This is a genomic window from Agrobacterium sp. ST15.13.015 (assembly GCF_027871645.1).
In the GTDB taxonomy this organism is placed as follows: domain Bacteria; phylum Pseudomonadota; class Alphaproteobacteria; order Rhizobiales; family Rhizobiaceae; genus Agrobacterium; species Agrobacterium leguminum.
The window spans coordinates 78,397-90,414 of the sequence record NZ_JAQAHF010000019.1 but is presented as its reverse complement, the minus strand read 5'-3'; the positions used below and the strand labels follow the sequence as shown (position 1 = coordinate 90,414).

Below are 12,018 nucleotides of genomic sequence, written 5' to 3'. Positions count from 1 at the left end.
CTTTCGTGTCCGAGATCGTCGCCAAACGCTCGAATACGAGTAGAATCAACACCGTGCGCCATGTCCACCAAATTTAAACCGGACAGCAGTGGCCTTGTGCCGAGGATCTGCGACCTGTCGATTTTGTTCAACGGCCGAGGATGACGTCCGGACAGACTGCAGGCCATACTTTTCCACCCGCACATTTCCCGCTCACCGCAATTCAGAACCGTTCTAAAACATAATTTTGATTTCCGCCGACCTTGCCAATAAAGCTGATCGTCAACATCAAGTTAACCCGGCGGGATCACGTCCGCCGGCTCGGAACCATATTGCAAGGGACATATTAAGTGGCCATCAACTTCACCTTCCCCGTTCGGCTGCTGGCGGCAGCGGCCTTCAGCCTCGGCGCGATGACGGCGAGTGCCGAAGAAATGACGATCAAGCACGCGCAGGGCGAGACCGTGCTGAAGGCGGCGCCGAAGAAGGTTCTGGTTCTCGATATTCCCTCTCTCGACAATCTAGATGCGCTCGGCGTCGAGCCCGCCGGTGTCGTCGGCTCCAACCTGCCCACCTATCTGCAGAAATATGCCGACGGCAAATATCTGAAGGTCGGCACGCTGTTTGAGCCTGATTATGAGGCGATCAATGCGGCCGAGGCCGATCTCGTCATTGTCGGCGGCCGTTCGCGCGCGAAATATCCGGACGTTGCGAAGATCACGCCCGCCATCGACATGTCGGTGGATTCCAAGGAATTCATCGGCAGCGTCAAAGCCAACATCACCAAGCTCGGCGATATCTTCGGCAAGCAGGAAGAAGCCAGGAAGCTCGATGCCGCCATCGATGAAAAAGTGGCCAAGCTGAAGGAAATCGCACCCAATTCCGGCACGGCGATGATCCTCGTCACCAATGCCGGCAAGGTCGGCGTTTATGGCCCGAGCTCGCGCACCGGTTGGCTGCACACCGAAATCGGCTTCAAGCCGGTCGCAGCCGACATCGACGACCGCTTCGACCGCGGCGATGTCGTCTCCTTCGAATATCTGGCCGAGGTGAACCCCGAATGGCTGTTCGTGATCGACCGCGACGCCGGCATCGGCCGCGCCACCGATCCCGGCAAGGCGGCAGCCCAGGTGCTGGACAACGAGCTGGTGCACCAGACCAATGCCTGGAAGAAAAAGCAGATCGTCTATCTCGATCCGCAGGCGGCCTATATCGTCAGCAGCGGTTATACGGCGCTCTCCACCCTGCTCGATCAGGTCTACAAGGCCGTCTCCGAGAAGAAATAACCCCTGCCGAACAACATCAGGGCTCCCGATGGCTTGAGGCTACCGGGAGCTTTCGCCTTTTCCGGAAACCGCCAACGTGAAGTCCCTTTCACTGATATCAGCCCTTCTTCTGGCTCTGGTGCTCGCCATCACCAGCCTGTTCGTCGGCGTCAGCAATGTCTCGCTCGCGACGCTCTTTTCGCCTGATACCAGCGCGGACGCGCTGCGCGTGCTGCTCGTCAGCCGCATTCCGCGCACGCTGGCGTTGATACTGGCCGGAAGCTCGATGGCGATTGCCGGGCTCATCATGCAGATGCTGGTGCGTAACCGCTTCGTGGAACCTTCGACGGCGGGCACCACCGAATCCGCCGGCCTTGGCCTGCTCACCATCACCCTGCTGGCGCCGGATACGCCGATCTTCGGCAAGATGCTGGTGGCCGCCGTTTTCGCGCTCGCCGGTACCGCGCTGTTCCTGCGTATCCTGAGGCAGGTGCCGCTGCGCGACGTGCTGCTGGTGCCGCTGATCGGCATCATGCTGGGCGGCGTCATCTCCGCCGTCACCACCTTCTTCGCTTATCGTTTTGATCTCCTGCAATCGCTGGGCGCATGGATGACGGGGGATTTTTCCGGTGTGCTGCGCGGCCGTTATGAGTTGCTGTGGGTCGGCTTCCTCTTCGCCATCGCCGCCTATCTCGCGGCAGACCGCTTCACCGTGGCCGGCATGGGTCGCGATTTCACCACCAATCTCGGCCTCAACTATCGCCGCGTCATGGCGCTCGGCCTCACCATCGTCTCGCTGGTCAGCGCGGTCGTCGTCGTCACCGTCGGCATGATCCCCTTTCTCGGCCTGATCGTGCCGAATGTCGTCAGCCTGATGATCGGTGACAATATGCGCCGCTCGGTGCCCTGGGTGGCGACGCTCGGCGCGGTCTTCGTGCTTTCCTGCGATATCATCGGCCGCACCGTGCGTGCGCCTTACGAAATACCCATCGGAACCGTGGTCGGCGTCATTGGCAGCGCGCTGTTCCTCTATCTCCTGCTGCGGAAACGCCACCATGCTTGAGAGACATCCCGACCGGCGTGCAAAAACCGTTCTGCTGGTGCTTGCGGTATTCGCACTCATCTCCATGGCCGCCTTCATGACGCTTGGCGCCAAGGGCAGCTGGAGCTTCGTACTGCCGTTTCGCGGCATCAAACTTCTGTCGCTCTTGCTGGTGGCCTATGCCATCGCGGTCTCCACCGTGCTGTTCCAGACCGTCACCAACAACCGCATCCTCACCCCTTCGGTCATGGGTTTCGATTCGCTTTACGTGCTGATGCAGACCGGGCTGATCTTCGTTTTCGGCTCGGCAACCGTCGTCCTGATCGATCCGCAGCTGAAATTTCTCACGGAGACCGCGCTGCTCGTCGCCTTTTCCGCCCTGCTCTATCGCTGGCTTTTCGTCGGCGCGGAACGCAGCCTGCATCTTCTGGTGCTGGTCGGCATCGTCTTCGGCGTCTTCTTCCGCAGCCTCTCGGGTTTCATGCAGCGCGTGCTGGACCCCAATGAATATACGGTGCTGCAGGATGTGCTGTTCGCCAGCTTCAATTCCATCGATCCGACGCTTCTTGCCGTCTCCGCCATTATCATCGGCGTGGTGACCATCATCGGGCTCAGGCTCATGCACACGCTCGACGTCCTCTCGCTCGGCCGCGCAACGGCCATCAGCCTGGGGGTCGAATACAAGCGCACGGTCACCATCATCCTCGTGCTGGTCTCCGTGCTGGTCGCCGTCTCTACCGCTCTCGTCGGCCCGGTCATGTTCTTCGGGCTGCTGGTCGCGGCCCTTGCCCATTATCTTACCGGCAATGGCAAACACGCCTATGTGTTGCCGGCGGCGATCCTCATCGCCGTGATTTGCCTCGTGGGCGGTCAGGTGGTGCTGGAGCGGGTCTTCGCCTTCGATACGGCGCTCTCGATCATCATCGAATTTCTGGGCGGTATCGTCTTTATCGGTCTTATTCTGAAGCGGGGTGCGCGATGATCATCGCCAGTCAGATCAGCAAATCCTATGGCGACAGCCTCGTCGTCGATGGCGTCTCCGTCTCCATTCCGGCAGGCGGCGTCACCTCCATCATCGGGCCGAATGGTGCTGGAAAATCGACGCTGCTTTCCATCGTCGCAAGGCTGATGTCGATGGATGCCGGAACGGTGACGGTGGACGGTCTGGATGTCACGAAAACCCCATCCGATACGCTGGCCAAGCGGCTTTCTATATTGCGGCAGGACAACCACATCTCTTCGCGCCTGACGGTGCGCGACCTCGTCGGTTTCGGCCGTTACCCCTATTCCAAGGGCCGCCCCACCATCGAGGACAAAGTCCATATCGACCGGGCGCTGGAATATCTGCACCTCGAAGCCCTTGCCGGCCGGTTTCTGGACGAGCTTTCCGGCGGCCAGCGCCAGCGCGCCTTCGTGGCCATGGTGCTGTGCCAGGATACCGATTACGTGCTGCTCGACGAGCCGCTCAACAACCTCGACATGAAACACGCCTCCAGCATGATGAAGATCATGCGCCGCGCCGCTGACGAGCTGAAGAAGACCGTGGTTCTGGTGCTGCACGACATCAACTTTGCCTCCTGGTATTCCGACACCATCATCGCCATGCGCGAAGGCCGCATCTGCCATCATGGGCCGGCGGAAGAGATCATCCGTCCGGATGTCCTCAAGGACATCTACGACATGCCGATCCGCGTCAATGAGATAGACGGCCGGCGCATCTGCCTGTTTTACGAATGACATGATGATTGTGCAGGATTTTCGCTGTCCCAGTGCTTAGCATGGAACAGGGCCTCAGGCCCGGACGTTAAACGACGGACTTTTCCAAAGCGGCATTCCGTCCGCAACTTCAGGAGACATCGATGAAGACGCACAAGACGAAGAACGACCTGCCTTCCAACGCCAAGTCGACCGTGATCGGCATCCTCAACGAATCGCTGGCCTCGGTGATTGACCTTGCGCTCATCACCAAGCAGGCGCACTGGAACCTCAAGGGCCCGCAATTCATCGCCGTGCATGAACTTCTCGACACTTTCCGCACCCAGCTCGACAATCATGGCGATACTATTGCCGAGCGTGTTGTCCAGCTTGGCGGCACGGCGCTCGGCAGCCTGCAATCCGTCTCGTCGACGACGAAGCTCAAGGCCTATCCGACCGATATCTATAAGATCCACGACCATCTGGATGAGCTGATCGAGCGTTATGGCGAAGTCGCGAACATGATCCGCAAGGCTATCGACGATTCCGACGAGGCGGGCGACCCGACGACGGCGGACATCTTCACCGCCGCCTCGCGCGATCTCGACAAGTCGCTCTGGTTCCTCGAAGCGCATGTGCAGGAAAAGAGCTGAGCCGGAAGCGGCTGCCGCCCCAACACACACGAAAGCGCCCGAGATGCTCGGGCGCTTTTTTATTGTCATATGGCGCAATCAGTGCCGACGTAAAACCGCAAGACCGATATCGCGCAACATCTCATGGTCGAGAATGCCGCGCTGGGCGCTACGGATCAAAACCGCCGCGCACTCGTTGGCAACATGGCTGCTGCGGTCTTGAAAGCATTCGAAACATACGCCATCGAAAATAGTCTGCAGATCGGTGATCTGCTCCGGCGACAATTGTGCGCCAACCCGTTCAAAAGCTGCGTACGACAAGGCTCATCCTCCCGATGATGATATGCCAAACATCGTTCCCAATATCGTTTTGATTTTTCTTGTGGACAGGGAATTTGTACACCCGAACGAATCACTTGTCGAATCAGATTTTAACCAAATGTAAATAGGTTATTTTCTGGCATTCCCGCCGGTCACCAACCCATGGCAGGGGGATAAAAACCAGCTGAAACAATATCTTCAACGTAAATCCCCTGGTCGTCAGCCGTGATGGCCGCCAGCTTTCGGATAAATCCGCACGCAGGTGGATTTCCACCGAAACCACAAAAGAAACTGTTGCATTCCAAAAACGATTGAGCGATATAGCACCCGTCGCCGCTTCGGCGGCCCACGGTTCAGCGAACTACCCCGGACCGGTGGATTTGAGCGGGTGTAGCTCAGGGGTAGAGCACAACCTTGCCAAGGTTGGGGTCGAGGGTTCAAATCCCTTCGCCCGCTCCAAATTTCCAGAACAGGCAGATAAATCTTCACTGCACCCGATGTGAAACGCGTCGTTTCCATGGGCTGTGAGGAGCATTGCCGCGCGAGGATTTCCCACGCACGGGCAAACCGGGAAGGGCGTTCCCTCCCCGGCTCTTATTATCAGGCGGCCTTGTCCCAGACGGGTGCAAGCCCTTCCGGTGAAACGATGCGGCCATCCGGCCTGGCAAGCGCGCGGATCGCCGCCATTTCATCGGCCGAAAGTTCGAAATCGAAGATGGCGAGATTTTCATCGACGCGGGCTTCGCTGACCGTCTTCGACAGTGCGATGACACCCTGCTGCTGCACGAGCCAGCGCAGCACCACCTGCGCCACCGACTTGCCACGGCCTGCGGCGATTTCCTTCAGCACCGGATCATTAAACACCTTGCCATCGGCCATGCCGTAGTAACCCGTCACCAACATGCCGGCGGCCTTTGCCGCGGCGATAACCACGTCCTGATCGATATAGGGGTGGTATTCGATCTGGTTGGTCACGATCGGGGCCTTGGACAACTTCACCGCCTCGGCCATCAGCGCCGTGCTGAAATTGGAAACGCCGATATGGCGCACCTTGCCCGCTTCCTTTACCGCGTTCAGCGCGCCGATCTGTTCTGCAAGCGAAACCGCCTCGTTCGGCCAATGCAGCAGCAGCAGGTCGACATAATCGGTCTTCAGCTTTTTCAGGCTCTCATCCACGGAGGCGAGGAAGGCATTATGCCTGTAGTTCTCGACCCAGACCTTGGTGGTGAGAAACACGTCGCCGCGCGCCACGCCCGAAGCAGCGATGGCTTCACCGACCTCGGCCTCATTGCCGTAGATCTGGGCGGTATCGATATGGCGGAAACCGGCTTTCAGCGCATGGGGAACGATGCGCAGCACATCGGCACCGGGAATACGAAACGTGCCGAAACCCAGCGCCGGGATCGAAGCGCCATTTGCGGTGACATCAAACATATATTTTCTCCTTTGACGTGACCCGGCCGACTTGGGAGCGGCCGGGAATTTTATGAAAAGTTCAGGCGGTTTTCAGCGTCAGCGCGGCGCGGCGGTCGAGCATGCTGCTCCAGAGGGTCAGGAGCAGGGCCACGGCGACGAGGATGGCGCCGACCCACGGGGTTGCGGCAAGACCCATCGGCGATTCCACCACCAGACCGCCAAGCCATGCGCCAATGGCGATGCCGAGGTTGAAGGCGGCGATGTTGAGCGCCGAGGCGACATCGACAGCGCCGGGGCGATGTTCCTTGGCAAGCTGCACCACATAAAGCTGCAGGCCGGGAACATTGGCGAAGGACAGGAAGCCGAGCGCGGCAAGCGTGATGAGCGTCAGCACCGGCGAGAAGGCGGTGAAGGAAAAGACGAGCAGTACGATGGCCTGCGCCAGGAAGAGGCCGATCAGCGCCCTGGCCGGGTTATGGTTGGCGATCCTGCCGCCGCCGATATTGCCGGCCGCAATGGCGATGCCATAGAGCACGAGGATCAGGCTGACGCTCTTTTCGGAAAAGCCGGTGACATCCTGCAGGATCGGCGCAAGGAAGGTGAAGGCGACGAAGGTGCCGCCGTAACCAAGCGCGGTCATGGCGAAAACGATGAGCAGGCGACCAGAGCCGAGAACACGGACCTGATCGAACAGGCTTGCCGGCGGCGCCTTCTTGAGCGTGTTCGGCAGAAGCGTGGCAATGCCGAAGAAGGCGATGACGCCAAGGGCGGCAACGACCCAGAAGGTCGCACGCCAGCCGAAGACCTGCCCGATATAGGTGCCAAGCGGAACGCCGGTGACGATGGCGACCGTCAGCCCCATGAACATCATGGCAATGGCCGAGGCGCGGCGATTTTCCGGCACGAGATCGGCGGCGATGGTGGAGCCGACCGAAAAGAAGACGCCATGGGCGAAAGCGGCGATGACGCGGGCGACAAGCAGCATCTCATAGCTGGGCGACAGGGCCGCAGCGCTGTTGCCGATGATGAACAGGGCCATCAGGCCGAGCAGCAGCGGCTTTCTTTCGATCCTGCCGGTTAGCGCCGTCAGGATCGGCGCACCGAAGGTGACGCCCAGCGCATAAACGCTGACGATGAGGCCGGCAAGCGGCAGGGTAATGTTGAGATCGGTCGCGACCGTCGGCAGAAGACCGACAATCACGAACTCCGTGGTGCCGATCGCATAGGCCGCGATCGTCAGGGCAAATAAGGCCAATGGCATGACAAATACCTCTTCGCCCGGAGCGGGATCGCGGGCGTTCTGGACAGCAACGCCGTCCGGTTGGATCATTTGGATAGCGATGCTATCCGGTTGGATCAAATCCATGGACGCAATATGGGCGAAGGGGACTTGCATGATAATCGGCAAGGTTGGATAAATACCTTTGAATTGATTTCACAGGTGGTGCGGCGATGGACAATCGGGCCGGAGAAATGGAAGTCTTCGTGGCGGCGGCGGAACTTGGCAGCTTTTCCGCCGCCGGGCGCAGGCTGAAGCTTTCACCCTCGGCGGTGAGCAAGCTTGTCACCCGTATCGAAGACCGCCTTGGCACCCGGCTTCTTGCCCGCTCCACCCGGCTTGTCACGCTCACACCGGAGGGCGAAGTCTATCTTGCGCGGGCAAGGCGCATTCTCGCCGATATAGCCGAGACCGAGCAGATCGTGGCGAGCGGCGGCAAGGTGGTGCCGCGCGGCCTTTTGCGCGTCAACACCACGCTGGGCTTCGGCGAACGTTATCTGCTGCCGCTTGCGCCGGAATTTTTGTCGCTTTATCCGGAAATCGAGCTGGATATCTCGCTGACCGACGGCGTCATCAGCCTGATCGAGGAACGCACCGATATCGCCATCCGCTCGGGCGCGATGGGAGATTCATCCCTGAAGGCGAGAAAGCTGAAGGAAGTCCGCCGCGTCATCGTCGCCTCCCCCGCCTATATCGAACGACACGGAATGCCGGAAAAACCGCAGGATCTGGCGCGGCACAATTGCTTCAGCTTCAATTTCAGCCGCAGCCTCAACGAATGGCCGTTTCGCAACCCCGGCTCTGCGGAAGTTTACCGTCTGCCCGTAACGGGCAATGTCTCGGTCAACAGCGGCATGGCCATGCGAAGGCTCTGCCTGACGGGCCTGGGACTGGGAAGGGTCGGCGAATTTCATATCGAGCCGGATATAAAGGCGGGCCTGCTCGTACCGGTGCTGGAAGACTACAATGCCGAGGAGATGGAAGTGATCCACGCGGTTTATGCCGGTCACGAACGCCTGGCCGCCCGCGTTCGCGCCTTCATCGATTTTGTCGCAGCAAGGGTCGGGCGGTGACTGGCCGCCTCACACCAGGCCGTGCACCAACTTGGCCAGCCAGTCGACAAAAACGCGGACCTTGTTGGTTACATGCCGGGTCTGGGGATAGACCACATAGATCGGCATGGCCTCGCGCCGCCACTCGGAAAGCACCGGCACCAGTTCTCCCCGCGAAAGCGCATCCCTCACCATGAAAACGGGAAGCTGCACGATACCCATGCCGGCCAGCGCCGCATTGAGATAGGTGCGGCTGTCATTGACCGAGACGACATAATTCGGGGTCAGCTCGACGCTGCGCACGCCATTGTCGAAGGAGGCCGGCATGATCTGGCCGGTGGTGGCATTGAGGTAGCCCACCGAATAATGCTCCTTCTCCAGATCCTCCGGTTCTTGCGGCATACCGAAATTTTCGATGTAGGACGGCGAGGCGAATGTCTCGAACCGGAGTTCGCCCACTTTACGGGCAATCAGCGACTGATCGCGCAGCACGCCGACCCGCAGCGCACAGTCGACATTCTCCGCGATATAATCGACCAGACGGTCGCCGACACCGAGGTCGAGACGGATTTGCGGATAACGCTGGTAAAATTCGCAAAGATGTGGGATAACCACCAGGTCCGCGAAGACACCGGCCATTTCCACCCGCAACCGGCCGGATGGCTGCACCTGAGCGCTGGACATGCTACCGTCGAGTTCTTCGATTTCCGATAAAATCTGTGAGGCCCGCTCATAATAGAGAGCGCCGTCCGTTGTCAGCATCACCCGGCGCGTGGTGCGGTTGAGAAGTGTGGTGTGCAAATGCGCCTCCAGCGCCTGCACCATATTGGTAACAGTGGTTTTCGGCATGTTCAGCGCGGTGGCGGCGCGGCTGAAATTGCCGGTTTCCACGACCCGCGTAAAAACCCGCATGGCGGAGAGCTGATCCATTCACTGCCTCGGAGATATGATTATCCGTGATTTCGGAATAGTGTTTTCAAATTTGCATGCTTGATCGTTTCGATCCGAACAATAATATGGATTTCAGATTTTGCAATATGATCCGCCTTGAAGCATGTCGCGCAAAGTGCGTTGCGGTTTTGCGGTGACGACATGCGGCAAGATAAAAACTTAAAGCGCAGGAGCGTATCCGAAGGATCGCAACACGCTTTAAGTGGCGGGCAAAGGATCTGGAGTCATGAACGCGCATTGGGAAAATATGGGTAGCGAGACGTCCGCGTCGAAGCTCTCCGTGCGCCGTTATGAAGGTTCCTGCCTCTGCAGCCATCCGCCTGTCGTGCTTTATCTGCGCGGCGGATCGTTTCTGGAACCCGGTCTCGAGCCGGGCGGCAATTGCCCCGAGCTTCCGGTGGCTCGCGCGCTCGCGGAAAGCGGCGCGGTGGTCGTGGAAGCCGATTACAGCAAGCCGTCCGGCAACGAGTTTCCGATGGTCATCGATTGCGCCTATGAGGCGCTCGATCATCTGAGCCGGGACCGCAAGCATTATGGCGGCGCGAAATCGCTGCTGTTCGTGGCCGGCGAAGAGGCTGGCGGCAATGTGGCGGCGGGGCTTGCCTTGAAGGCCCGCGACCGCATGCCGGGCAAACTCGCAGGCCAGATTCTTCTGTCGCCCATGATCGACCCGATGATGACGACGGAATCCTTCCGCGATGCGGACAGGATCGGCATGCGCCAGCGCTGGGCCGATGGCTGGAGCCATTACCTTGCCAAGGCGTGCGGGTTTTTCCACCCCTATGCCGCGCCCTGCCAGTGCACGCGGCTGAACCGGGTGGCGCCGGCGCTGATCTTTACCGCCGAGGACGACCCTCTGCGCGACGAAACGGTCAATTATGCAGACCGCCTCATCGCCTCCGGTGTCAGCGTCCGGCAGCATGTTTTCCCCGCCGGTGTCGGCTGGACGGGGCTTTATCAAGGAGAGGGCGGCGGATGGGTCTCATCCGTCTGTTCGGAGTTCAAGACCTTCGTTGACCAGTTAAAGCACTGAAAATTCGCATTTATTTATGAACGACCTGCTCCCGATCGGGGGCCAAGGAGATACCCATGACGCTGAACACAAAGCGCCGGGCCCTGACGGGTGCCGGCATCGGGCTTGCCATGTCCGTTGCAGCAGCAGCACTGTTTTTCGACCTCCCCACCAGCCGCGATGCAACGGCCGCTTCGACGCCTGCTGAAACACCGGCAATCCCGGTTACCGTCGCCAAGGTGGAAAGCCGCGACGTGATGCGCTGGGAAGAGTTTTCCGGCCGTCTCGAAGCCGTTGACCGGGTGCAGATCCGCTCCCGCGTCGCCGGCCAGATCAAGGCCGTGCATTTCCGCGAAGGCGCGCTGGTGAAGGAAGGCGATCCTCTCTTCACCATCGACCCGGCCCCTTATCAGGCCGCTGTTGCGGGTGCTGAAGGCCAGGTCGCTTCCGCCGAAGCCAAGGTCAGCCTTGCCAAAACGGAACTCGACCGTGGCCGCAGGCTTTCCGATAACCGCACCATCTCCCAGAGCGATCTCGACCAGCGGCAAAGCTCGTTTGCGGATGCCGAAGCCCAGCTTCGCGCCGCCCGCGCAGCGCTGACCACGGCTCAGCTCGATCTCGGTTATACCGAAATCCTCGCCCCGGTTTCCGGCCGCGTCGGCCGCATTGAAATCACCGCCGGCAACCTCGTCGCCGCCGGCTCGACCTCGCCGGCGCTCACGACACTGGTATCGGTCAACCCGATCTATGCCAGCTTCAATGCCAGCGAAGGCGTGGTGGCCAAAGCGCTTGCCGAACTGCCGCAGACGGACGGCGCCCTGCCCGCTCTCGAACAGATCCCGGTGGAAATCGGCACGCTTTCGGATGAGGGCACGCCGATCAAGGGCACGCTGCATCTGATCGACAACCAGGTGGATTCGGCAAGCGGCACCATCGGTGTCCGCGCCGTCTTCGAAAATCCGGACGGCAGGCTCATTCCCGGCCAGTTCGTGCGGGTGCGCATGGGTGAACCGAAGCCGGAAAACCGCATCGTCATCAGCGACCGAGCCATCGGCACGGATCAGGACAAGCGTTTCGTCTTCGTGGTCGATGCCGAAAACAAGGTAAGCTACCGCCAGATCAAGCCGGGCGCACCGGCCGATGGCCAGCGCATCATCGAAAGCGGCCTTGCCGCCGGTGATACGATCGTCGTCAACGGCCTGCAGCGCATTCGTCCCGGCGCCACCGTCGCACCGCAGGCGGAAGACAAGGTTGCTGCTTCGCAGTAACCCACCTCTTTGATCAGTAAGCGTCCCGCCTCCCGCGAGACGCCCCTTCAGACAGAACCGGCCTTCACCGGCGGCAGAATTGCCGCCGGAACGGCCTTCGCATTCC

The 12,018-nt window shown here is 60.1% G+C and carries 12 protein-coding genes and 1 tRNA gene; 9 read left to right on the top strand and 4 right to left on the bottom strand.

All coding sequences use genetic code 11. The features are described from left to right. Nucleotides 1-329 precede the first annotated feature (329 nt). From PIB16_RS23260 to dps, 5 genes are all read left to right on the top strand, one after another. Nucleotides 330-1,265: a siderophore ABC transporter substrate-binding protein gene (locus PIB16_RS23260; protein WP_080856734.1), complete on the top strand. Its 936-nt coding sequence runs from the start codon at nt 330-332 to the stop codon at nt 1,263-1,265. A 76-nt stretch (nt 1,266-1,341) separates the two neighbouring features. Continuing rightward, nucleotides 1,342-2,307 (top strand): ABC transporter permease, encoded by a 966-nt coding sequence (locus PIB16_RS23255; RefSeq protein WP_080815896.1) that lies wholly within the window; start codon nt 1,342-1,344, stop codon nt 2,305-2,307. Next, nucleotides 2,300-3,268: an iron chelate uptake ABC transporter family permease subunit gene (locus tag PIB16_RS23250; protein WP_271046411.1), complete on the top strand. Its 969-nt coding sequence runs from the start codon at nt 2,300-2,302 to the stop codon at nt 3,266-3,268. Before PIB16_RS23255 ends, PIB16_RS23250 begins: the two co-directional genes overlap by 8 nt. Further along, nucleotides 3,265-4,023 carry an iron ABC transporter ATP-binding protein gene (locus PIB16_RS23245; protein WP_078051660.1) on the top strand — a complete coding sequence of 253 codons (759 nt, stop codon included), beginning with the start codon at nt 3,265-3,267 and terminating at the stop codon, nt 4,021-4,023. Before PIB16_RS23250 ends, PIB16_RS23245 begins: the two co-directional genes overlap by 4 nt. 122 nt (nt 4,024-4,145) lie before the next feature. Then, nucleotides 4,146-4,634 carry a DNA starvation/stationary phase protection protein Dps gene (gene dps / locus PIB16_RS23240; RefSeq protein ID WP_003522611.1) on the top strand — a complete coding sequence of 163 codons (489 nt, stop codon included), beginning with the start codon at nt 4,146-4,148 and terminating at the stop codon, nt 4,632-4,634. A gap of 78 nt (nt 4,635-4,712) precedes the next feature. On the opposite strand, the gene PIB16_RS23235 is transcribed toward dps, so the two are convergent. Further along, nucleotides 4,713-4,934 (bottom strand): hypothetical protein, encoded by a 222-nt coding sequence (locus PIB16_RS23235; protein ID WP_003522612.1) that lies wholly within the window; start codon nt 4,932-4,934, stop codon nt 4,713-4,715. Between the two features lie 384 nt (nt 4,935-5,318). Between PIB16_RS23235 and PIB16_RS23230 the strand changes: the two genes are divergently transcribed. Then, nucleotides 5,319-5,393: transfer RNA gene (locus PIB16_RS23230), tRNA-Gly, on the top strand. A 141-nt stretch (nt 5,394-5,534) separates the two neighbouring features. On the opposite strand, the gene PIB16_RS23225 is transcribed toward PIB16_RS23230, so the two are convergent. After that, nucleotides 5,535-6,368 carry an aldo/keto reductase gene (locus PIB16_RS23225; RefSeq protein ID WP_271046410.1) on the bottom strand — a complete coding sequence of 278 codons (834 nt, stop codon included), beginning with the start codon at nt 6,366-6,368 and terminating at the stop codon, nt 5,535-5,537. 61 nt (nt 6,369-6,429) lie between these two features. Next, nucleotides 6,430-7,611 (bottom strand): MFS transporter, encoded by a 1,182-nt coding sequence (locus PIB16_RS23220; protein ID WP_271046409.1) that lies wholly within the window; start codon nt 7,609-7,611, stop codon nt 6,430-6,432. A 191-nt stretch (nt 7,612-7,802) separates the two neighbouring features. Here PIB16_RS23220 and PIB16_RS23215 point away from each other — a divergent pair, with 191 nt between their 5' ends. After that, nucleotides 7,803-8,702 carry a LysR family transcriptional regulator gene (locus PIB16_RS23215; RefSeq protein ID WP_271046408.1) on the top strand — a complete coding sequence of 300 codons (900 nt, stop codon included), beginning with the start codon at nt 7,803-7,805 and terminating at the stop codon, nt 8,700-8,702. Nucleotides 8,703-8,711: 9 nt separating this feature from the next. Here the strand turns inward: PIB16_RS23215 and PIB16_RS23210 are convergent, their stop codons facing one another. Continuing rightward, complete coding sequence (locus PIB16_RS23210) at nt 8,712-9,611, bottom strand: LysR family transcriptional regulator (protein ID WP_065655564.1); 900 nt, start codon at nt 9,609-9,611, stop codon at nt 8,712-8,714. 247 nt (nt 9,612-9,858) lie between these two features. Here PIB16_RS23210 and PIB16_RS23205 point away from each other — a divergent pair, with 247 nt between their 5' ends. Next, nucleotides 9,859-10,665 carry an alpha/beta hydrolase fold domain-containing protein gene (locus tag PIB16_RS23205; protein ID WP_020809339.1) on the top strand — a complete coding sequence of 269 codons (807 nt, stop codon included), beginning with the start codon at nt 9,859-9,861 and terminating at the stop codon, nt 10,663-10,665. Nucleotides 10,666-10,721: 56 nt separating this feature from the next. Next, on the top strand, nt 10,722-11,912 hold the full coding sequence (locus tag PIB16_RS23200) for an efflux RND transporter periplasmic adaptor subunit (protein WP_078051656.1): 1,191 nt from the start codon (nt 10,722-10,724) through the stop codon (nt 11,910-11,912). Nucleotides 11,913-12,018 lie beyond the last annotated feature (106 nt).

Bases quoted from the DNA above. Each gene is read 5' to 3' on its own strand.
- PIB16_RS23205 (WP_020809339.1), top strand. From the start codon at position 9,859: ATGAACGCGCATTGGGAAAATATGGGTAGCGAGACGTCCGCGTCGAAG.
- PIB16_RS23220 (WP_271046409.1), bottom strand. From the start codon at position 7,611: ATGCCATTGGCCTTATTTGCCCTGACGATCGCGGCCTATGCGATCGGC.
- PIB16_RS23250 (WP_271046411.1), top strand. From the start codon at position 2,300: ATGCTTGAGAGACATCCCGACCGGCGTGCAAAAACCGTTCTGCTGGTG.
- PIB16_RS23225 (WP_271046410.1), bottom strand. From the start codon at position 6,368: ATGTTTGATGTCACCGCAAATGGCGCTTCGATCCCGGCGCTGGGTTTC.
- PIB16_RS23215 (WP_271046408.1), top strand. From the start codon at position 7,803: ATGGACAATCGGGCCGGAGAAATGGAAGTCTTCGTGGCGGCGGCGGAA.
- PIB16_RS23200 (WP_078051656.1), top strand. From the start codon at position 10,722: ATGACGCTGAACACAAAGCGCCGGGCCCTGACGGGTGCCGGCATCGGG.
- dps (WP_003522611.1), top strand. From the start codon at position 4,146: ATGAAGACGCACAAGACGAAGAACGACCTGCCTTCCAACGCCAAGTCG.
- PIB16_RS23210 (WP_065655564.1), bottom strand. From the start codon at position 9,611: ATGGATCAGCTCTCCGCCATGCGGGTTTTTACGCGGGTCGTGGAAACC.
- PIB16_RS23245 (WP_078051660.1), top strand. From the start codon at position 3,265: ATGATCATCGCCAGTCAGATCAGCAAATCCTATGGCGACAGCCTCGTC.